At 70.8% G+C, this 19,711-nt stretch carries 18 protein-coding genes and 2 pseudogenes; 9 read left to right on the top strand and 11 right to left on the bottom strand.

The genetic code is table 11. The annotated features are described in order from the left end of the window. Positions 1-2: 2 nt before the first annotated feature. A complete protein-coding gene (locus ACKTSN_RS36425) occupies positions 3-1,415 on the bottom strand; it encodes a GH39 family glycosyl hydrolase (protein WP_409472995.1) in 1,413 nt (470 codons plus the stop codon). Positions 1,416-1,583: 168 nt separating this feature from the next. Here ACKTSN_RS36425 and ACKTSN_RS36420 point away from each other — a divergent pair, with 168 nt between their 5' ends. Together ACKTSN_RS36420 and ACKTSN_RS36415 are read left to right on the top strand one after the other, a co-directional pair. Then, positions 1,584-2,678, top strand: a complete 1,095-nt coding sequence (locus ACKTSN_RS36420; protein WP_409472994.1) for a DUF5925 domain-containing protein — start codon at positions 1,584-1,586, stop codon at positions 2,676-2,678. 39 nt (positions 2,679-2,717) lie between these two features. Continuing rightward, positions 2,718-3,491 (top strand): DUF72 domain-containing protein, encoded by a 774-nt coding sequence (locus tag ACKTSN_RS36415; protein WP_409472993.1) that lies wholly within the window; start codon positions 2,718-2,720, stop codon positions 3,489-3,491. A 56-nt stretch (positions 3,492-3,547) separates the two neighbouring features. Here the strand turns inward: ACKTSN_RS36415 and ACKTSN_RS36410 are convergent, their stop codons facing one another. Continuing rightward, complete coding sequence (locus ACKTSN_RS36410; protein ID WP_409472992.1) at positions 3,548-3,916, bottom strand: GntR family transcriptional regulator; 369 nt, start codon at positions 3,914-3,916, stop codon at positions 3,548-3,550. A 71-nt stretch (positions 3,917-3,987) separates the two neighbouring features. Here ACKTSN_RS36410 and ACKTSN_RS36405 point away from each other — a divergent pair, with 71 nt between their 5' ends. Continuing rightward, positions 3,988-4,914, top strand: coding sequence for a GNAT family N-acetyltransferase (locus tag ACKTSN_RS36405; RefSeq protein ID WP_409472991.1), 927 nt, complete (start codon positions 3,988-3,990; stop codon positions 4,912-4,914). Next, positions 4,895-5,395 carry a DUF402 domain-containing protein gene (locus ACKTSN_RS36400; protein WP_409472990.1) on the top strand — a complete coding sequence of 167 codons (501 nt, stop codon included), beginning with the start codon at positions 4,895-4,897 and terminating at the stop codon, positions 5,393-5,395. The genes ACKTSN_RS36405 and ACKTSN_RS36400 overlap by 20 nt, the downstream gene beginning before the upstream one ends. Positions 5,396-5,406: 11 nt before the next feature. Here the strand turns inward: ACKTSN_RS36400 and ACKTSN_RS36395 are convergent, their stop codons facing one another. Next, a complete protein-coding gene (locus ACKTSN_RS36395; protein WP_409472989.1) occupies positions 5,407-6,024 on the bottom strand; it encodes a class I SAM-dependent methyltransferase in 618 nt (205 codons plus the stop codon). Between the two features lie 139 nt (positions 6,025-6,163). Here ACKTSN_RS36395 and ACKTSN_RS36390 point away from each other — a divergent pair, with 139 nt between their 5' ends. From ACKTSN_RS36390 to ACKTSN_RS36380, 3 genes are all read left to right on the top strand, one after another. After that, positions 6,164-6,298, top strand: coding sequence for a hypothetical protein (locus ACKTSN_RS36390; protein ID WP_263493943.1), 135 nt, complete (start codon positions 6,164-6,166; stop codon positions 6,296-6,298). A 420-nt stretch (positions 6,299-6,718) separates the two neighbouring features. Further along, the gene (locus ACKTSN_RS36385; protein ID WP_409467819.1) at positions 6,719-7,942 is read left to right on the top strand and encodes an IS110 family transposase; all 1,224 of its coding nucleotides are present in this window, start codon (positions 6,719-6,721) and stop codon (positions 7,940-7,942) included. Positions 7,943-8,178: 236 nt separating this feature from the next. After that, positions 8,179-9,159: a lytic polysaccharide monooxygenase auxiliary activity family 9 protein gene (locus tag ACKTSN_RS36380; RefSeq protein ID WP_409472988.1), complete on the top strand. Its 981-nt coding sequence runs from the start codon at positions 8,179-8,181 to the stop codon at positions 9,157-9,159. A gap of 734 nt (positions 9,160-9,893) precedes the next feature. Here ACKTSN_RS36380 and ACKTSN_RS36375 read toward each other — a convergent pair. Together ACKTSN_RS36375 and ACKTSN_RS36370 are read right to left on the bottom strand one after the other, a co-directional pair. Further along, the gene (locus ACKTSN_RS36375) at positions 9,894-10,766 is read right to left on the bottom strand and encodes an esterase/lipase family protein (protein WP_409472987.1); all 873 of its coding nucleotides are present in this window, start codon (positions 10,764-10,766) and stop codon (positions 9,894-9,896) included. Between the two features lie 146 nt (positions 10,767-10,912). After that, complete coding sequence (locus ACKTSN_RS36370; RefSeq protein ID WP_409472986.1) at positions 10,913-11,356, bottom strand: MarR family winged helix-turn-helix transcriptional regulator; 444 nt, start codon at positions 11,354-11,356, stop codon at positions 10,913-10,915. Between ACKTSN_RS36370 and ACKTSN_RS36365 the strand changes: the two are divergent. Further along, positions 11,286-11,614, top strand: a pseudogene (locus tag ACKTSN_RS36365) (cupin domain-containing protein). The gene ACKTSN_RS36370 and the pseudogene ACKTSN_RS36365 overlap by 71 nt on opposite strands. 17 nt (positions 11,615-11,631) lie before the next feature. Here ACKTSN_RS36365 and ACKTSN_RS36360 read toward each other — a convergent pair. The 4 genes and pseudogenes from ACKTSN_RS36360 to ACKTSN_RS36345 form a co-directional block, all read right to left on the bottom strand. After that, a pseudogene (locus tag ACKTSN_RS36360) lies at positions 11,632-11,835 on the bottom strand (hypothetical protein); the annotation flags it as partial. 61 nt (positions 11,836-11,896) lie between these two features. Continuing rightward, entirely contained in the window at positions 11,897-12,979 is a 1,083-nt protein-coding gene (locus ACKTSN_RS36355) for a S1 family peptidase (protein ID WP_409472985.1), read from the bottom strand. Between the two features lie 374 nt (positions 12,980-13,353). Beyond that, positions 13,354-14,256, bottom strand: coding sequence for a S1 family peptidase (locus ACKTSN_RS36350; RefSeq protein WP_409472984.1), 903 nt, complete (start codon positions 14,254-14,256; stop codon positions 13,354-13,356). Positions 14,257-14,490: 234 nt separating this feature from the next. After that, positions 14,491-15,732, bottom strand: coding sequence for a DUF5685 family protein (locus ACKTSN_RS36345; protein WP_409472983.1), 1,242 nt, complete (start codon positions 15,730-15,732; stop codon positions 14,491-14,493). Positions 15,733-16,044: 312 nt separating this feature from the next. Between ACKTSN_RS36345 and ACKTSN_RS36340 the strand changes: the two genes are divergently transcribed. Continuing rightward, on the top strand, positions 16,045-16,482 hold the full coding sequence (locus ACKTSN_RS36340) for a cell division protein SepF (RefSeq protein ID WP_409472982.1): 438 nt from the start codon (positions 16,045-16,047) through the stop codon (positions 16,480-16,482). 42 nt (positions 16,483-16,524) lie between these two features. On the opposite strand, the gene ACKTSN_RS36335 is transcribed toward ACKTSN_RS36340, so the two are convergent. Together ACKTSN_RS36335 and ACKTSN_RS36330 are read right to left on the bottom strand one after the other, a co-directional pair. Then, positions 16,525-17,733, bottom strand: coding sequence for an acyl-CoA dehydrogenase family protein (locus ACKTSN_RS36335; RefSeq protein WP_409472981.1), 1,209 nt, complete (start codon positions 17,731-17,733; stop codon positions 16,525-16,527). A 99-nt stretch (positions 17,734-17,832) separates the two neighbouring features. Continuing rightward, positions 17,833-19,461 (bottom strand): MFS transporter, encoded by a 1,629-nt coding sequence (locus ACKTSN_RS36330; protein ID WP_409472980.1) that lies wholly within the window; start codon positions 19,459-19,461, stop codon positions 17,833-17,835. Positions 19,462-19,711 lie beyond the last annotated feature (250 nt).

Here is a 19,711-nt window from a genome sequence, read left to right as displayed (position 1 = left end):
GCCTACCGCTTGAGCCACTTCACCTCGTACGCCTGCATGTCGAACTGCTTGCCGTCGACCTCGGTGCTGATCGCCCGGTCGAGCGTGTTGACCACCAGGAGGGTCCTGTCGCCGGCGAGGACACATACGTCCGCCGGGGCGGACACCGTCTCGTACGCCGTACCCGGCGGGAACTCGGCGTTGAAGCGGGCGACCAGGTCGTACATGGGCAGCCTGCCGCCCCCGTCGCCGGTCTCGGTCGGCGTCCACAGGCAGCCGGGGCAGTCGGGGCCCGTCTCCTCCTCCGGGTTCCAGTAGAAGCCGGAGGAGGCGCCGCCCTTGACCATGGCGATCATTCCGGCGGCCTGGACGGCACCGCGGCGGGCCTCGGACCAGCCGTGCCGGTCGTCGTTGCCGTCGGACGGCTCGACGTAGTACTCGGCCCACCACAGCGGCAGATCGCCGCCGGTCTGCCGGCGCACCCACTGGCCGACGGCCGTGAACTTGTCCGTCGCGGCGAACTCGTCGGGCAGCAGATCGTCGTCCTTGGTGTAACTGGAGCCGTCCACGACGACGAAGTCGGCGCCCGCCTTGTGCTCGTTCCAGTAGCTGAAGGCGTCCAGGACCCGCTGGTCCATGGCGCCCCAGGGGCCCTTGAGGGTGCGGGAGGCGTTCTCGGTCTGGCGCGGGTCGACGCTGTCCATCACGAGGTACGGGCCGCCGACCATGATGTCGGCGTCGACCTTCTTCAGGGCCCGGTGAACGAGGTTGTACAGCTTGGTGTAGCCCTCGTGGTCCCAGCGGTGCTCCGCGTCGTTCCAGAACCCCTTGAACTCGTTCCAGACGATGAAGTGGCGCACGTCCGGATAGCGCTTGGCGACTGTCGCGGCGAGCGCGGCGAAGTCGTCGTAGTGCTCGGGGTCGGGGGCCGTCTCCAGGGCCGACTGGCTCCAGTCGGTATTGTCGGCGCCTGCCTCGCCGCCCTTCATCCAGTCCGGGGCGCAGCACAGCGTGATGACCGGCGTGCCCCCGGAGGCGCGGACGAAGTCGACCCGGCGGTCCAGTGCCGCGAAGTCGTAACGCCCCTTCACCGGCTCGGGGTTGTCGGCTCCCCAGCCCATGATGTGCTGGTTCTGCGGCAGGCTTGTGTTCTTGAGCAGGCCTTGGACACGCGCGGTGGCGGCGGCGCTGCCCTCGTCGGCGCTGAACTGGGTGTGGGTGAAGCCCCAGCCGACGTCCGGCTGCGGCTCCTGCGGCGGGGTGGCGGGCGTGCCGTGCACCCTGTCGCCGTCGGGCGAGGTGCCCTCGGTGCTCGCGCCGCCGTCGGGAAGCGTGCTGACCAGGGTCACCACCAGGGCCACGACGGCCGCCGACACACCGAGCAGCGCGGTGAGCCGCCACCGCCGTGCCCCCGAATCCCACCCATGACGTCCCATCGAGGGCAACAGTAACGGCGGGCAGGGCGGTTGGGGCAGATGTCGTGGATGTACGACCCGGTAACGGGACGGAGAGGGACACAACAGGAAGAGGAGCGTGCAGCCGACACTCCACGCGCACCGCGGAAACCGGGTGCACGCGGCGCCCGTGTGCCCGATCATGGCGGCATGTCTGCGAACCCACACGACGCTCTGCCGATCCGGCTCAACGTCGACGACAGCGACTCGCCGTCCGACGTCGTCGACGCGCTGTTCCTCGGCCGCTTCGCGACGGGCGAGCAGCCGTACTCGCACGCGGCCAACATCGACCGCGTACGGTCCGGGGCGACACTGCTGCCACCGGACGCCCGGGTGCTGCGCGCGGCCCGCGACGACGACCGCAGCGCCACGCTGGCGGAGGGCGACGGCTGGACGCTGCTCATCTCCCGCTGGAACCGCGGCGCCGACATCACGGTGACGGCGACCAGCCCCGAGCTGGCGCAGCAGGTCCTCGACCAGGCCACGGACGGCGCGGTGGACGAACCCGAGCCGCAGCCGGAGAACGTCACGATGGGCTTCTGGTACGTCTCCCCGAGGCGCGGCCCGCACCGTACGACACGGCAGATCTCGGCGGGTACGTGGGACGAGGTCCGGGCCAACTACACGGCACCGGTCGCGGACGCGATGGACCGCCTGATGAAGACGACCCCCGAGGACATCGCAGGCCGGCTGCTGCTCCTGCACGGCCCGCCCGGCACCGGCAAGACGTCGGCGCTGCGCACGCTGGCCCGCTCGTGGCGGGACTGGTGCCAGGTGGACTGCGTCCTGGACCCGGAACGCCTCTTCTCCGACGTCGGCTACCTCATGGACATCGCCATCGGCGAGGAGGACTCGGCGGGCAAGGGCCGCTGGCGGCTGCTGCTGCTGGAGGACTGCGACGAGCTGATCCGCGGCGAGGCCAAGCACACGGCCGGGCAGGCGCTGTCCCGCCTGCTGAACCTCACCGACGGCCTGCTGGGCCAGGGCCGCAACGTCCTGGTCGGCGTCACCACCAACGAGGACCTCGAGCGCCTCCACCCCGCCGTCGTCCGGCCGGGCCGCTGTCTGGCCCGTATCGAGGTGGGGCCCCTGACCCGGCGGGAGGCGGTCGGCTGGCTGGGCAGCGAGGAGGGCGTGGGCCGCGAGGGCGCGACGTTGGCGGAGCTGTACGCGCTGCGCCGGGGCACGTCACCGACGACGCTGCCGGAGCCGCGGGACGGGTCGGATGCGGGGCTCTACCTGTAGGGCTGCGGCTTCGGCTTCGGCCGGTGCTTTGATGGACGTATGACCCTGTTCGTCGGCACGTCGGGGTGGCAGTACAAGGACTGGCGGGGGCTGCTCTACCCGGAGGGGTGTCCCACGCGTCTGTGGCTGGAGGAGTACGCGGAGCGGTTCGCCACCGTGGAGATCAACAACGCGTTCTACCGGCTGCCGACACGGGAGAACTTCGAGGCCTGGCGGGATCGGGTGCCGGGGGATTTCGTCGTCGCGGTCAAGGCGAGCCGCTACCTCACCCACATCAAGCGGCTGCGGGACCCCGAGGAACCGGTGAACCGCCTGATGAGCCACGCGGAAGGGCTGGGCGACCGTCTGGGCCCGGTTCTGCTGCAACTTCCACCGACGCTGCGCGCCGATGCCGACCTGCTGGATGCCTGCCTCGCCTGCTTCCCCGCCGGCACGCGCATCGCGGTCGAACCGCGTCACGACTCCTGGTGGACGCCGGAGGTGGAGGCGGTGCTGCGCTCCCGGGGCGCGGCCCTGTGCTGGGCCGACGTCCAGGCCCGCCCGGTGACGCCGCTGTGGCGCACCACCGACTGGGGCTACGTCCGTTTCCATCAGGGCCGCGCTCAGCCGTGGCCGCGCTACGGTCGGCAGTCCCTGCGGACGTGGGTCCGGCGGATCGCGGACACCTGGTCCGACGGGCACGACGTGTACGCGTACTTCAACAACGACCCCGGCGGGGCGGCGGTGGAGGACGCGGTGCTGTTCGGGGAGCTGGCGGCGCGGGAGGGGCGGACGGTCACGCGGACTCCGGGGCGGCTGGAACGTACGGCGTGACACCTGGTTCCCGCCGTGGCTGCTCGGTGTGATCCGCACATCTGATTCCCGGCGGGCTACTCGGCGTACGCCGCCCGCAGGGCGTCCCGAACCACATCGAGCGCCGCCCCCTCGCCGAGCCCGAGCCGTCGGACTCGCTCGGCATAGGCCTGCGCAGCCGACGCCGCCTCCCGCTCAGCCGCCGAGCCCGCGGCGGCGACGAACGTCCCGTGCCGCCCCCGCGTCTCGATCACCCCGTCCGTCTCCAGCGCCCGGTACGCCTTGGCGACGGTGTTCGCAGCGAGGCCGAGCGACTCGGCCAGCCCACGCACGGTCGGCAGCCGGTACCCCACCGGCAGCGCCCCGGACCGCGCCTGCTCGGAGATCTGCGCCCGCACCTGCTCGTACGGCGGGGCACTGTCGTCGATGTGGATCTTCAAGGTCACGGGGCGATTGTCCCGTACCCGGCGGAAAATGAGAGGCATCCCGCACTCGTCCCCACGTAACGTGCGCATCCATGACCGTCATCGTGCGCGACCTCCGGCCCGAGGTCCGAGCCGACATCGAGGGCTTCGCCCGCGTCAGGCGCCTCGCCACGCCGTTCCTCCTGATGACGCCGGAGTCCCTCACCCACGACCTCACCCACATGCGTCCCGAGGCCCGTTACCGCCCCCTCGTCGCCGTGGACGACGGCGAGGTGATCGGCACGGCCCAGGTGCACCTGGCCCACGACAGCCCCGAGCCCGGCCAGGGCAACGTCAATGTGTACGTGCACCCGGAACGCACGCACCGCGGCGCCGGTTCGCTGCTGGTCCGGGCCGCCGAGGAGCATCTGGCCGCCCACGGCGCGACCAGGCTGTTCACCTGGGTCCTGGACGAACCCGGCAACCGCGCCTTCGCCGAACGGCACGGCTACAGGGCGAGCCGCTCTGCCCACTTCCTCCGCCTGGACCTGGCGAACGGCACGCTGCCACCGCTCCGGACCCCGCCTCCGGGCGTCGAGTTGTGCACGGCCGCCGACTTCGCGGACGACCCACGCCCGATGTTCGAACTGGACGCGGAGACGACGTCGGACGAGCCGAGCGACATCGACACCGAGTTCACCGACTACGAGGCCTGGATCGAGGAGACCTGGAAGCGCCCACTGCAGAACCTCGAACTGACCACGGTCGCGGTCGTCGACGGCCGCCCCGCCGCCTTCAGCGTGGCCTACACGGACGGCACCAGTTACGCCACCGCCATGACCGGCACGGCCCGCGCCTTCCGCGGCCGGGGCCTGGCCAAGCTCGCCAAGAACGACTCCCTGCACCGCGCACGCGCCGCCGGGTACACGGAGGCGTTCACCGGCAACGACGCCGACAACGGCCCGATGCTTGCCATCAACAAGTGGCTGGGGTACGAGGTCTGCGCGACGGAGGTGCGCTATGTCCGCGAACTCGGCTGAAGCCGCACGCATGGTGGACGTCGTCCTCGTCAAGGGCGGCCGGACGAAGATCCGTTACCCCGCGGAGCTGCTCCAGGACGACGGCGTCCGGATCTCGGTACGCGCCCCCTGGGCAGGCGACACCGCCCGCGACTTCGGCTTCGTACGCTTCGAGCAGGGCGACGTCTTCACGGAGCACTACTGGCGGGACCGCTGGTACTCGGTGAAGGAGGTCCGCACAGCCACGGGCACCCTCAAGGGCTGGTACTGCGACATCACCCGCCCGGCCGTGCTCACCGGCACGGAGCTGGTCGTCGAGGACCTCGACCTGGACCTGTGGCGCTCCGCCGACGGCACGGACGTACGCCGACTGGACGAGGACGAGTTCGCGGAGAGCGGCCTGGCGGAAACGGACCCGGCAGCGGCCGCCACCGCCCTCGCCGCCCTGGACGAACTGGAGACCCTGGCCCGCGACGCCGAGTTCGACGCGCTGCTCAAGTAGCGCAGCCGGCCTCACACCAGGCACACGACCGCGTACCGCTCGTCATCCACGCGTCTCCCCCACAGCCCGGCGTCCTCCGACAACGGCTCCACCCGCACCCGCCCGCCGAGCGGCGCGAGCAGCACGCGAAGCCGCTCGGCCGGTATGCCGACCGGGCTGATGCTCCCCCACACGCCCTCGACCAGCACGAGCCTTCCTCCGGGCCGCACCAGTCCCCGCCAGTGCCGCAGGACGCGGCCGGGGTCGGACAGCGTCCACAGGACGTGCCGTACGAGGACGACGTCGAATCGCTGCGCCCCCACCGGCGGTGCCGCCGCGTCACCGACCAGGAACGCGGCGTCACGCCCGGCGAGCTTCGCACGGGCCCGGTCCACCATGGCCGGGGACAGATCGACGCCCGTGACACGGTGTCCCTGCTCGGCGGCGAGGAGCGACAGGCTGCCGGTGCCGCAGCCGAGGTCGAGGACGTCGCAGGCGCTGCCGGGCAACCAGGAGCGCAGGCGCGTCGCCCAGGCGTCCCGGACGTCGGGATCGCGCAGCCCGTGGTCCGGCTCGTCGTCGAAGGTGGCGGCCGACGCGTCCCAGTCCGCGTCGTCCGCCGAGGTCATTCCGTCCCGGTCATCCGTCATGCGCCCAAGAGTGACAGCCACCACTGACAGTCGAATCGTGACAGCCGCCACTGACAGACCCGTACCGATGAGGAACTCTCACCGAAAGGGTCTACCTCCGTGACACCACGGGACCCGGTAGGCACTGAAGGAGGCAGCCATGCGCCGCGTAACCGTGCAGAAGCCCCTGAAGAAGACGGACGCCCGCCAGGTCCGCGAGGAGACCGACGAGCGCCCCGCAGGGCGCCCGGAGGTGCGCAAGGACATCGCACGAACGTGGTGGCCGGACGGCTGACCGGGCCGGGTACCGGCGTACGGCGCCGCAGAGGCGCGAACCGTACACCTCAGCGCAGCATGAGCACTCCCTTAAAGGGACCATAAGGATCTCCATCACCCGCCTCCAGCAGGCGATTTCACGGTTTCTTGGGGCTAGCTTCTGATCAGCCCCGTTACCTTTTTCGTGGCCCCGCAATGGGGCGCCTGGCCCCCGGGTCCGGTATGGCTGTGTGCCCCCTGTCGTACGGATGACCTGGGGGGTGTTGCCGCCGGGCTTCGGGGCACCGCTTGACCGCTGATGAGGGGCCTGACGACCGCCTGGTCCGGCGCAATGCCGGGCCGCTTCACGGGCGGCATGTCTGCGTAACGTGGTTGCCGGCGTGTGGTGCCGCAGGGACGGCCGGGAGCTGAGGAGACGAGTGGCGAGGGGCACGCGCACATGGTCGACACGACCGCGATAGATCTCTTCCTCGGCCTGGACCTGGGCAAGGAGTTCCACCACGCCCACGGCCGGACCGCGGACGGCAGAACCGTGCACGACAAGCGGCTGCCCAACACCGAGCCGAGACTGCTGGAGCTGTTCACCAAGCTGGTGGCGAAGTTCGGCACCGTTCTGGTGATCGTGGACCAGGTCGCCAACATCGGCGCGCTGCCGTTGACGGTGGCCCGCGCGGCCGGCTGCCGGGTGGCCTACCTGCCCGGGCTGTCGATGCGGCGGGCCGCCGATCTGCACCCGGGCGAGGCCAAGACCGACGCCCGCGACGCGTTCGTGATCGCCGAGACCGCCCGCACCATGCCGCACACACTGCGCGCGGTGGACCGCGACGACGAGGTGCTGGCCGAGCTGACCATGCTCACCGGCTACGACAACGACCTGGCCGGCGAGGTCAACCGCGCCACCAACCGGCTGCGCGGCCTGCTCTCCCAGATCCACCCCTCTCTCGAGCGTGTGCTCGGCCCGCGCCTGGCCTACCCCTATGTCCAGGCCCTCCTTCAGCGCCACGGCTCCCCGGCGAGACTGAGGAAACTGGGCCGGGCCCGCTGCGAGGCCCTGCTCAAGGTGCACGGTTCGCGCAAGGCCCACCACCTGACCGCAGAGATCTTCGACGCGCTCGCCGAGCAGACCCTGGTCGTTCCGGGCACCGAGGCCAGCGCGCTGATCGTGCCAGGACTTGCCGCCCAGCTCGCCGCCGCCCACACCCAGCGCCGCCAGGCCGAGCAGGAGATCGCCGCCCTGCTGGAGGCCCTCCCTCTTTTCCACCTCTTGACGTCCCTGCCCGGCCTGGGCGTCAGGACCACGGCGGCCGTGATCGTCGCGATCGGTGACGGCACCGGCTTCCCCACCGCCGGGCACCTCGCCTCCTATGCCGGACTCGCGCCCGCCACGAAGTCCTCGGGCACCTCCATCCGCGGCGAGCACGCACCCCACCGCGGCAACCGGCTCCTCAAACGCGCCCTGTTCCAGGCCGCGTTCGCCGCGATCGGCTGCAAAGCCGACCTGTCCTCCCGGATCTACTACGACCGGCAACGCGCACGCGGCAAGACCCACACCCAGGCGATCCTCCGCCTGGCCCGCCAGCGCGTGAACGTCATCCACGCGATGATCCGCACCGGGGCCCTCTACGAAGCACGCACCCCGGGCGACGTCGACCTCGCCGCCTGACGACTCCACCGCCCTACCCTCCAGGCCCCATCACGCCCGCGTACCGGCACGGCCAATCCGGCCCTGCCGGCCACCGGGCTGCCCATCAGCCACCCGATCCGCCGGGAACACCCCGATCCGCGGGACGTTCCCGAAAACCACGATCAACCCCTACAAGCCGACCCCACCGGGGTTGACGAAACAGATAGGGGCACCCCCCGGGATTCACCCCAGTGACCGTTACGAGGAGTTCCCCCATGCCCGCACGCCGCAAGGCCGCCGCCGTCGCCACCCTCGGCCTGGCCCCACTCGCCCTGACCGCGCTCACCGCCGCACCCTCCTCCGCGCACGGCTCGATGGGCGACCCGGTCAGCCGGGTCTCGCAGTGCTACGCCGAGGGCCCCGAGAGCCCCCGGTCGGACGCCTGCAAGGCGGCGGTCGCGGCCGGCGGCACGCAGGCGCTCTACGACTGGAACGGCATACGCATCGGCGACGCGAACGGCCGCCACCAGGAGCTGATCCCCGACGGCAAGCTGTGCAGCGCGAACAACGACGAGTTCAAGGGCCTCGACCTGGCCCGCACCGACTGGCCCGCGACCGCCGTGAGCAGCGGCTCGTACACCTTCAAGTACCGCGTGACCGCCCCGCACAAGGGCACCTTCAAGGTGTACGTCACCAAGCCGGGTTACGACCCGTCCCAGCCGCTCGCCTGGGACGACCTGGACCTGGCCGACCCGGTGGCGACGGCCACCGACCCGGCCCCCGTGGGCGGCTTCTACACGTTCTCCGGCACGCTCCCCGAGCGTTCCGGCAAGCATCTGTTGTACGCCGTCTGGCAGCGCTCGGACAGCCCGGAGGCGTTCTACTCCTGCTCGGACGTCACCTTCGGCGGCGGCAACAGCGAGGAGAGCGGCACGGAGAACGCCGGTGGCACCGACGCCTCCCCGGCGCCCACCGCGTCCGCCCCCTCCGAGGAGCAGATCGACGCCGGTACCGACAAGTCGACCGTCGAGAACCACGGCCACGGCGACAACGACGCCGGTACGTCGGCGGAACCGGCCGCAGCGGCCAACCAGCCCAAGGCCGCCGGCGCCACCGAGAACCTCGCCGAGACCGGCGGCGACAGCAGCACGCCGTACATCGCCGTCGCCGGCGCGGCCGCGCTGGCGCTCGGCTCGGCGGCCCTGTTCGCGTCGGTACGACGGCGGGCGGTGGGCGGCGGCCGGACCGGCCGCTGAACCGGACTCCGGGGCCTGACCGGCGGCTCAGGCCGGTCAGGCCCCGGCGATGGCGGGGTGCGGGTGAGCAGCTGTTGGTTGGTTCATAGGTCGTAGTTGGCCGATGCTTCCCTCGTATGAGCGACCTGATCGCTCTTGCCCGCGCGCACAGCTGCGCCGGGATCGCTATCGAAAACCTCGGCTTCGCCGACGCCCGGGCCACCGGCCGGGAGACGATGGGCCGGGGCAGGCGCGGCAAGACGTTCCGCAGGACGGTGGCTGGCATCCCCACCGCCCGCTTCCGCGAACGCCTGCGCGGCATGGCCCACCACGCCGGACTCGTGGTGGTCGCGGTCGACCCGGCCTACACCAGCCGCTGGGGCGGACAGCACTGGACCAAAGCACTCCAAGACCAGTCCAGGAAGACCATGGTCACCCGGCACCACGCAGCCGGTGTGGCCATCGGCAGGCGCGCCCTCGGATACGGGATCCGGCGTCGGCCAGGTGTGACCGCCCGCCACCAGAGGATGGCGGCGCGGAGAGCTGCCGGCCAGACCGTATCCCTGCCGCGGGCGTGCGGGACCGCGAGCCCACCCAGGACAGCGGGCACGCCCACCCAGGGCGGCAAGACCCGACTGCGCCGAGGTGACCAGCTCGCGTTGTTCCCCGGCCCTCAGGACCGTTCGGAGGGCCACCGGACCATACATCCGGATTGCGGCGAGTTGGCCAGCCTTGGCCAACAACGCCAGGAACGGTCAACTGAACACCGACGCGCAGGTGGTGGGCTTCGCCCGCGCAGGATCCAGGGAGTTGACCACCTCATGGAAGGCGATCCGGTCGAACAGCCCGATCGCCAGGTGCTCGGAGAGGTCGACCGGGCACAGGTCCTGGAGCAGGACGTTGCGCACGTTCGCCCCGTCCAGGTACTGGCTGCGGTACGGCGTGGCCACCTGGTCGTACTTGGTGGCGATGACCGTGTACCGGACGCCGGGCACGGTGTCACCGCCCTCGTTGAGCTTGGTGAGGAAGGCGGAACCGGGGATCTGGTCGGCGAGGCCGGGGGTCGCAGTGGAGAGCAGGTCCTCGGCGCCCGGGAAGTACGGCAGCAGATGGGTGAGCCCACTGAGGGTGGCCCCGTGATTGTCGGGCGCGAGGCCTATGAGGGCGTTCACCTCGGCTGCTCCGCCGAGGAACTTCAGGTAGTAGCGGGGCATCATGCCGCCCTGTGAGTGACCGACGAGGTCGGCCTCGGCGGCGCCGGTCGCGGCGAGCACCTTGTCGACGAACGCGTCGAGTTGCTCTGCCGACTTGTCGATCGGACCGAGGCCGTGGAAGAACGGGACGCCCGGCAGTTGGCCGTAGTCGAGCGAGAAGACGCAGTAGCCGCGCTGGGTCAGATACGGGGCGAGGCCCAGCCAGTTGTCGACAGAGTTGCCGAAGGTGCCGTGCACCAGGACGACGGGGCGGGGGTGGGTGGCGGACGGCTTGCAGGAGTAGTCGTTCCAGCCACTGTCCGAGGTCACTGTGGCGTCGGCCGCGTGAGCGGCGGTGGCGGCGGGGAGGGTGGCGACCGCGGCGGTCAGCAGCAGCGCGGCCGCCGATCTGAGCACGCGTTTCCAGGGCAGCATCGGGTGATCTCCTTGCGGCTCAAGGGAGTAGCGATTGCCTTACGCCCTGTGATCCGGATCACGAGGATGCTGTTCACTTGTCAAGTTACGGACGAGTAGTTCAAGTGGGAAGTTACGCGTCAGTAAAAACTTCCAGTGATAACCAGTCACCAGGAGGGACGCAAGGGGTCGTTGGGCGCGAGACGCAGCAACTGGCGGTGCAATGCGCGGACTTCAGCCTCCCCCACCAGACCACTCCACTCGCGCACGACGTCCGCAGCCGCCTCCTCCGCGACCCGCGTACAGGCCCACCCGCGCCGGGTCAGCACGACGAGCCGAGCACGCGCGTCCTCCGGATGCGGCCGCCGCTCGACGTACCCCTTGCGCACGAGCTCGTCCACGAGCTGGCTGGCGGCCTGCTTGGTGATCCCCAGGTGAGCCGCGAGGTCGGTCACCGTCGCACCGTCCGGCGCGAGCCGGGCGAAGGCGAACCCGTACGCCGGCCGCCCTTCGAATCCGCGGGCGACGACACCGTCGTTGATGCGCTTGGTCGGATCGCCCGCGGCGGCGAGCAGGGCGGCGGTCAGGGCCAGAGCCTCGGAGTTCTGCATTCCCCCGGGGACCAAAGCGCTCGCCCACACCGTCACCCGCGAGGAGATCTTCCACCTGCTCATCGGCGAACTCCTCATCACACTCGACGGCCGCACCGACCGCGTCCTGGCGGGCGACACGGTGATCATCAACCCGGCGCCACCCTCGCCGTCGAGAACCCGACCGACCGGACCGCGATCTCCTGGGTCACCACCTCCATCGGCCTGGAGGCAGAGCCGGCCGACGGCACGCGCATCGTGCCGCCGTGGGCCAACTGAACGCCGGTCGAGGGGAGTTACGCCACCAACGACCCCGGAATCACCGCCCACGGCCCGAACTTTGCTCGCGCGCGGTCCGCGACCTCCTCGATGCGGCGGACCTTTTCGTCCACGGGGTCGAAGGTGAGCTGATAGGAGGCCTGTTCGGCGGGAGTGAGGCCCTCGGCGCGCAGGGCGATGGCGCGGACGCGGGCGCGCTGGAGGCCGAGGGACTCATACATGCGGGCATGCGAAAGTCCCGCCCCTCGCGCGCGGGGCGGGACTTCGCAAGAACGGAGTGGATCAGCCGATCTCGGTACCGGTCGCCGACAGGGCCTCCGTCACCGGCTGGAAGAAGGTCTCCCCGCCGGAGGTGCAGTCGCCGCTGCCGCCGGAGGTGAGGCCGACCGCGTTGCTGCCGGAGAACAGCGAGCCGCCGCTGTCACCGGGCTCGGCGCAGACGTCGGTCTGGATGAGGCCGTTGACGATGTCGCCGTTGCCGTAGTTCACGGTGGCGTCCAGGCCGGTGACCGTGCCGGAGTGCACCTGCGTGGTCGAGCCGCTGCGGGTGACCTCCATGCCGACCGTGGCCTCGGCCGCGCCCGAGATCGCCTGCGCGGAACCGTCGTAGAGGTTGACCTCGCTCGGGTGGTCGCCCTCGGCGGTGTACTTGACGAGGCCGTAGTCGTCACCCGGGAAGCTCGAGGCCTCGTTCTCACCGATGACATTGCCGGACGAGTCCGACCAGGTGGAGATCCCCTCGGTGCAGTGGCCCGCGGTGAGGAAGAACGGCTCCCCGCCCTTGACCACGTTGAAGCCGAGCGAGCAGCGCCCGCCGTCGCCGGTGATGGCGTCGCCGCCGGCGATGAAGGGCTTGAACTCTCCCTTGGTGCGCTGGAGTTCGGCCGTACCGCCGAGCTCCTCGACGACCGCGGTCAGCTTCTTCCACTCGGCCGCGGAGACCGTGCGGTCGGCGGTCACGACGACCTTGTTGGTGGTCGGGTCGGTCACCCAGGAGGTGCCGGGGATGGTCGCGTCCTGCTTCAGGGTCGTACGGGCGCTCTTCAGCTCGGCGAGGGAGTTCTCGACGATTCTCGCCTTGGCGCCGGCCTGCTCGACCGTCCGGGCGGCGGTCTCGTCGAGCACGTTCACCACGAGGCTCTTGGCCTTCGCGTCGTAGTACGTTCCCGCCGCGTCCGCGCCGAGGTCACGGTCGAGCGTCGAGGCGAGCTTTCCGGCCGCCAGGGCCGACAGCGTCTTGAGTGCGGGCGCCTCCGGGGTTTCACTGGCGTTCGCACTCTGCAAGGTGACTCCCGCGGCGACCAGTGCGGCGATGCCCGCACCTGCCACGGCGGCCCGCCGCCTGGGTATGCGTCGGTGCTTCAACTCACGTCCTCCTGTGGGGGGTCGGTCCGGGAGGCTGTGGGGGCCTCACGGACCAGAAGGTGTGTGGACTGGCGCCCACTATTCCGACACCCACAGGGAGCACACAAGGTCGACTTCAGGACGCGCGTACGACAACTGGCGTGCGCCCCATACGCCTTGTGCAACTTGAACGTCCACGGTCACGCCAGCGCGATTCGCAGTGCAAACACTACGCGCGAGTAACCGGTACGCATTGAGTGAGGTCTAGCCCTGTCCGAAACTCGACCCTTCGGGGACTGGAACAAGGGCGAGCCCCCGCACGCGAGTTGCATGCGGGGGCTCGCTTGCTGCCGGCTGCAGATCAGGCAATACAGGTACCGATGGCCGACCGAACGTCAGTAGACGCTGACGCCGTAGGCGCTCAGGGCCTCCGTGACGGGCTGGAAGAAGGTCGTACCGCCGGAGGAGCAGTTGCCGCTGCCGCCGGAGGTCAGACCGTACGCGGTGCCGTTGCTGCCGTAGAGCGGGCCGCCGGAGTCGCCGGGCTCGGCGCAGACGTTGGTCTGGATCATGCCGTAGACGACGTCGCCGCCGCCGTAGTTGACGGTGGCGTTGAGGGCGGTGACCCGGCCGCTGTGCGTGCCGGTGGTGGAGCCGTCGCGGATGACGGTGGTGCCCACGCTCGGCGTGGCCGCGCGGGTGATGTCCACGCCGTTCGCCGTGCCGGGCCTGCTGACGGACCCGGAGTACCGCACGATGCCGTAGTCGTTGCCCGGGAAGCTGGAGCCGGTGGTCGAGCCGATGACCGTGGTGCGGCCGGAGTTGGAGTACCAGGTGCCGGCGCCGTCGGTGCAGTGACCGGCAGTCAGGAAGTACTGGGTGCCGCTGCTGTTCTGGACGTTGAAGCCGAGGGAGCAGCGCCAGCTACTCGCATAGATGGCGTCGCCGCCCTGGATCAGCTTGTTGAACTTGCCGGGGGTGCGCTTGATCGTCAGGGCGTCGGCGTTGGCGCCGGCCGCCTTCTTGATCTTCGCGATCTCGGCCGCGGAGACCGTGCTGTCGACGGTGAGCAGCACGCGGTTGGTCTTGCTGTCGACGGCCCAGGCGGTGCCCGGGACGTCGGCCTTGAGCACCGAGTTGCCGGCGCTCTTGAGCTCGGTGGCGCTGAACGTGGCGGTGTCGGACGCGTTCGCGCTGGGGACCGCGATCGCGGCGGCGGCCACGAGTCCGGTGGAAACGGCGATCAGCCGGGTCCGTCTCGCTATGCCGCTGCGGGGGGTGGTGCGCTTGATCCTCACTTTTCGTTCCTCCACTTGGGAAGTCGGGGGCCCGCGTGGGGTCGGGGCCCGTGAGGCGCAGCCAGCGGGCACGACCGTCCGGATTCCGAACCGCCGTGCCCCTGACAAGCACTGAGGGGGAGTATTCGGCCGAACGACCGGTAGGCGCAAGGGCGCCTTTCGGCCGTCAACTTTTGAACCAGCTCCGGGGATTGGCCGCCGCTGCCCCACCGTCAGCGCACATCGACCCTTCCTTCAGCAGCCGTCGCAGGGGCAGCAGCAGTCGCACCCGCCGCAGTTGCAGTCGCAGTCACGGCAGCAGCCCTCGCGCTTCTTGCGGGACCAGGGGCCCTCGTACTCCTTCGCGCAGCACAGCTTGCAGGTGCAGCACAGCAGCCAGAACATCCCGCAGCCGGCCCAGAACCCACGCCGCCCCTTCGGCGGCTGGGCGGCCGGCCCACCGCCGAACCCGCCGAAGTCACCACCGCCACCACCGCCGGGCGCTCCCCCACCGCCCGCATAAGGGTTCCCGCCCGCGTACGGGTTCCCGCCGGCGTACGGATTCTGCGGCGCCCCGTACGGCCCTTGCTGTGGCGGCTGACCATAGGGCCCGGGCTGGTGGGACGCGCAGGCGGGCACCGTGTCGAACGCCCGGTCCACCGAGCGCCGCAGCTCGTGCACGAGCAGCAGGTGCGCCAGCCGACCGTCCACGAACTCCACCTCCCGCAGCGCCAGCCGCACCCCGTGCACGGCGTCGTCCGCGAGCCGCCGCGCCTCGGCGAGCGAGGTCCCCGTGGCCGTCAGCGGGTTCCAGGCACCCGACGCGGCGTCAGTCTCCTGGTCCTCCACGGCGTCCAGCAGATGCGCCAGCCGTCCGAAGAGCCGGCCGGCCTCGGCGAGCGGTTCGGCGTTGCCCGGCCGGCCCGCCAGGATCGCGGTGTGCGCGAAGGCCGCGGCGGTGGCGGTCTCGGTCGGCTCGGTGACGGTCAGGATCGACGTCCCGGGCCCGGCGAGCGCCTCGATGCCGACCTGCCGGTCCACGGCGTCGACCAGCACCGCGGTATCGAACCCGACCACCGCTGCGCCACGAGCCCCCGCACGCCCCCACCCGTCGGCAACCCGGCGCGCGGCGAGCGCCACCGGCCGGCGGCCCAGCAGCCCGTCCCCGTCGGCGACATGGTCGCGCACCTTGGCCGACGCGAGCACCAGCGAGACGGCGGCCGCGAGCCGGGCCCCCTCACCCTGGGCGACGGACGCGGTCCGCATCCCGCGCAGCGGACACGGCCCCGCGGTACGCCGCCACCCGCCGGCGTCGGCCCGCGCGGCCTGAGCCTCCGTCAATACGGAGATGAGAAGCCCGTCGTAGTTCGTCACCACCCGGGCGAACTGTCCGTGGTCACTGCGCAGCGCGAGACACAGTCCGCACAGATGCGCCATCCACTGCGTCTTGAGTCGTTCCCCGAGCCGGTGGCTGCACGGCCTGACGATTCCGAACACAACGATCCCCCGTGATGCGTGTGACATTGAGCAGCCGCATCGTATCGACCGATTTTCACATCGGATCGACCGCCTTGGTTCACCCGTACGCCCCGTCCCTCACCCGTACGCCCTGAAGAATCATATTTCACTCACAGTCAGCAGCTGGGTATGGCAGGACCCTTGGGGCACCCGGGCTCTCGACGGATTCGCTGTGCACCAGTACCGTCACAAACCCCCCGCGCGGCGTCTATCCACTTGGCGCACCGTCCGCATCATGGATGACCATAGGGATGCGGAAAGCGAGAAAGCCCGCTGTGAGAGGAGGCGTCCATGGGATCGGTGCGCAAGGCGAGTGCGTGGCTCGGCCTCGTCGACGACAACGATGACGAGCGTTACTACGACGACGAGTACTCCGAGGGGACCGAGTCCGGGGACGCCTGGGTCACGGACCCCCGGGTGAAGGTGGCCACGGACACGGCCGAGGAGCGGGGCCGCCGGATCGGCACGGTCACCCCGGACAGCTTCCGGGACGCCCGCGCCATCGGCGAGCTGTTCCGGGCCGGCGTCCCGGTGATCATGAACCTGACGGCCATGGAGTCCGCCGACGCCAAGCGCGTGGTGGACTTCGCGGCCGGCCTGATCTTCGGGCTGCGCGGTTCGATCGACCGCGTGTCCAACCGTGTGTTCCTGCTGAGCCCCGCCGACACGGAGATCATCAGCGGGGAGCCCGCCGCCCACCGGGCGGACGGCTTCTTCAACCAGAGCTGAGGCAAGGCCGCTCACCGGCCCTGCCCTTTCCGGTGCGACGGATCACCGGAAGGCATCGACTCCGGTGAGCGCCTTGCCCAGCACGAGTTGGTGCATCTCGACGGTGCCCTCGTAGGTGAGCACCGATTCCAGGTTGGTCGCATGCCGCATCACCGGGTACTCCAGTGAGATCCCGTTGGCCCCGAGGATCGTCCGGGCCGCACGGCAGATGTCGATGGCCTCTCGTACGTTGTTGAGCTTGCCGAAGCTGACCTGTTCGGGTCGCAGCCGGCCGGCGTCCATACGCCGCCCCAGATGATGGGCGAGCAGAATCCCCTTGTGCAGTTCGACCGCCATGTCGGCGAGTTTGGCCTGGGTGAGCTGGAATCCGCCGATGGGCCGCCCGAACTGCTCCCGCGTCTTCGCGTACTCGACGGCGGTCTCGAAGCAGGTCCGCGCCGCACCCATGGCACCCCAGACGATGCCGTACCGGGCATGGGAGAGACAGCTGAGCGGACCGCGCAGTCCGGTCACGTCCGGCAGCACGGCAGCCGCGGGCAGCCGTACGCCGTCGAGAATCAGCTCGCTGGTGACGCTGGCCCGCAGCGACCACTTGTGCCGGATCTCGGGCGCGGAGAACCCGGGGGCGTCGGTGGGCACGACGAACCCGCGGACACCTCCCTCGGTCTGCGCCCACACGACCGCGACCCCGGCCACGGACCCGTTGGTGATCCACATCTTGCGCCCGTCGAGGACCCAGTCGCCGCCGTCCCGCTTGGCATACGTCCGCATCGAGGCGGGGTCGGACCCGTGATCGGGTTCGGTGAGCCCGAAGCAGCCGATCACGTCACCGGCGGCCATGCCGGGCAGCCACCGCTGCTTCTGCTCCTCGGAGCCGAACCGGTGGATGGCGTACATGGCGAGCGATCCCTGCACCGACACCAGGGACCGGATCCCGGAGTCGGCGGCCTCGAGCTCCAGACAGGCGAGCCCGTACTGCACCGCACTGGCCCCGGCGCACCCGTACCCGCTGAGCGACATCCCGAGCGCCCCGATACCCCCGAGCTCCTTGGCGAGCTCCCGGATCCCCGGCAGCTCGCCCGCCTCGAACCACTCGGCGATGTGCGGCAGCACCCGGTCCGCGGCCCAGCTGCGCACGGTGTCCCGGACGGCCAGGTCCTCGGGCTCCAGCAAGTCGTCGATCCCGAGCGGATCGAACGGATCGAAGGCGGGCAACTTCGCGGACTTCTCGGACTTCGAGGACACCGGCACCCTCCGGGCAGCTCAAACTAGCACCGCTAGTCACGGACTCGGGGTGACGTTACGACCCGAGGGCCGGCGGAGCAACCACCCGCAAGCCACCGACGGCGCTCAACCCCCGCGGCCGACGTCCACCGGGGGTGCGTGGGTGGGAGACCCGACGTCGGCACGAGGCGACGGCACCTCCACAGCGACCGTCTCGCCCTGCATGACCCGCGGCAACCGCAACGCCATCACCGCCCCGAGCAGCAACAGCCCCGCACTCACCAGCAGCGTCACATGCAGCCCATGCACAAAACAGTCCCGAGCCGCCTCCCGCAGAGCATCCCCCGCCGGTCCCCCGAGCCGCCCGGCAACGTCATACGCCTCCCCCAGCGAATGCCCCGCCGCAGCCGAGGCCGACGCCGGGACCCCCGGCACGGACGTCAGCCCAGGCGTGTACGCCGCATTCATCACGCTCCCGAGAAGCGCAATCCCGATCCCCGCCCCCAGCTGGTACGACGTCTCCCCGATCGCCGCCGCGCCCCCCGCCTGCTCCGGCGGAGCCTCGCTCAGCATGGACTCGTACGCCCCGAACAGCGTGGTCTCCAGCCCGAACCCGAGCAGCACGAACCCGGCCAGCAGCAGCCCGGGGTTGTCCTGCCGCCCCATCGCGGTCAGCAGCACCACGGCGAAGGCCGTGAGACAGAACCCGGAGCTCACCATCCGCCGCGGCCCGAACCGCCGCAGCATCCGCGCCCCGGACAGCCCCGCAGCCATCGCCGCGAACGTCAACGGCACCAACCGCAGCCCGGTCTCCAGCGGCGACAGGTCCAGCACCAGTTGCAGATACTGCGCCGCGATCAGCTCCAGCCCCACCAGCGCGAGCATCGCCAGCACAATGCACCCGACCGACGTGCTGAACGCCGGACGGGCGAACATCCGCAGGTCGACCAACGGATACTTGCGCCGCCGCTGCCGCCGTACGAACAGGACGACCAGCGCGACCCCCACCACCAGCGGCACCACGGTGAACGCGCTGTCCACCGGCTCACCGCCCCCGAGCCGCTTGACCCCCAGCACCACCCCGAACAACCCGGCCGCCGCCATCAGCGCACCGGCCACGTCCCAGGGCCCGTCCCCCGCGCCCGTCGACTCGGGCAGCAGAAGTCGCCCCACCGGCAGACTGACCAGCATCAACGGGATGTTGACAAGGAACACCGATCCCCACCAGAAGTGCTCGAGGAGGAAGCCGCCGAGAAGGGGCCCGACCGCCGCGCCGACCGCGGCCACCGCACTCCAGACGCCGATCGCGAGCGCCCGCTCGCGCCGGTCGGGGAAGACCTGCCGCAGGATCGACAGCGTCGCGGGCATGATCATCGCGCCGCCGACGCCGAGCAACGCCCGCGCCACGATCAGGACCTGCGCGGTGTCGGCGACGGCCGCCATGGCGGAGGCGACGCCGAACAGGGCGTAGCCGAGGAGCAGGATCCGTCTGCGGCCCACCCGGTCGCCGAGCGTGCCGAAGAGGATCAGCAGCGAGGCGCAGACGAGCGGGTAGGTGTCGACGATCCAGAGCAGTTCTATCGCGCTGGGCTTGAGGTCCTCGGTGACGGCGGGCACCGCCACGTGCAGCACGGTCGCGTCGACCGCGACCAGCAGCAGGCTGGTGCAGAGGACCACGAGGACGACCCAGCGGTTGGCACCGGCCCCGGCCGCCCGACGGCGCAGCCCGACGGCAGCCGTGGTCGTCCCGGACATGTACGTACCTCCCAGATGTTCCCTCGCTTCGGCGGGCTCACGGGGGTGGGGACTCCCCCGTGACTCGGCCGGAGAGGAGCGGTGGTCTCCGGCCCGCGCAACGATCGGCGAGTGACACGTCAGCGTACGCGAGTCCGCCCCCTGAACTAGTGGCGGACCTCTCATACATATGGCGGAACAGTGTGGCGTACGCCACTACCGTCGCCCGCCTTCGCCTGCCATCACGTCGCCGCCGGCCGTGCGGTTGCGT

Origin of the sequence: Streptomyces flavusporus (assembly GCF_046267975.1) — a bacterium.
GTDB lineage: Bacteria > Actinomycetota > Actinomycetes > Streptomycetales > Streptomycetaceae > Streptomyces > Streptomyces flavusporus.
The sequence above is the reverse complement of the archived record's forward strand: the minus strand, read 5'-3'. Positions and strand labels throughout refer to the sequence as shown.

What these genes read in the sequence shown, in the direction of transcription:
- ACKTSN_RS36425 (WP_409472995.1), bottom strand. Translation starts at nt 1,415, where the DNA reads ATGGGACGTCATGGGTGGGATTCGGGGGCACGGCGGTGGCGGCTCACC.
- ACKTSN_RS36420 (WP_409472994.1), top strand. Translation starts at nt 1,584, where the DNA reads ATGTCTGCGAACCCACACGACGCTCTGCCGATCCGGCTCAACGTCGAC.
- ACKTSN_RS36415 (WP_409472993.1), top strand. Translation starts at nt 2,718, where the DNA reads ATGACCCTGTTCGTCGGCACGTCGGGGTGGCAGTACAAGGACTGGCGG.
- ACKTSN_RS36405 (WP_409472991.1), top strand. Translation starts at nt 3,988, where the DNA reads ATGACCGTCATCGTGCGCGACCTCCGGCCCGAGGTCCGAGCCGACATC.
- ACKTSN_RS36400 (WP_409472990.1), top strand. Translation starts at nt 4,895, where the DNA reads ATGTCCGCGAACTCGGCTGAAGCCGCACGCATGGTGGACGTCGTCCTC.
- ACKTSN_RS36395 (WP_409472989.1), bottom strand. Translation starts at nt 6,024, where the DNA reads ATGACGGATGACCGGGACGGAATGACCTCGGCGGACGACGCGGACTGG.
- ACKTSN_RS36390 (WP_263493943.1), top strand. Translation starts at nt 6,164, where the DNA reads ATGCGCCGCGTAACCGTGCAGAAGCCCCTGAAGAAGACGGACGCCCGC.
- ACKTSN_RS36385 (WP_409467819.1), top strand. Translation starts at nt 6,719, where the DNA reads ATGGTCGACACGACCGCGATAGATCTCTTCCTCGGCCTGGACCTGGGC.
- ACKTSN_RS36380 (WP_409472988.1), top strand. Translation starts at nt 8,179, where the DNA reads ATGCCCGCACGCCGCAAGGCCGCCGCCGTCGCCACCCTCGGCCTGGCC.
- ACKTSN_RS36375 (WP_409472987.1), bottom strand. Translation starts at nt 10,766, where the DNA reads ATGCTGCCCTGGAAACGCGTGCTCAGATCGGCGGCCGCGCTGCTGCTG.
- ACKTSN_RS36370 (WP_409472986.1), bottom strand. Translation starts at nt 11,356, where the DNA reads ATGCAGAACTCCGAGGCTCTGGCCCTGACCGCCGCCCTGCTCGCCGCC.
- ACKTSN_RS36340 (WP_409472982.1), top strand. Translation starts at nt 16,045, where the DNA reads ATGGGATCGGTGCGCAAGGCGAGTGCGTGGCTCGGCCTCGTCGACGAC.
- ACKTSN_RS36330 (WP_409472980.1), bottom strand. Translation starts at nt 19,461, where the DNA reads ATGTCCGGGACGACCACGGCTGCCGTCGGGCTGCGCCGTCGGGCGGCC.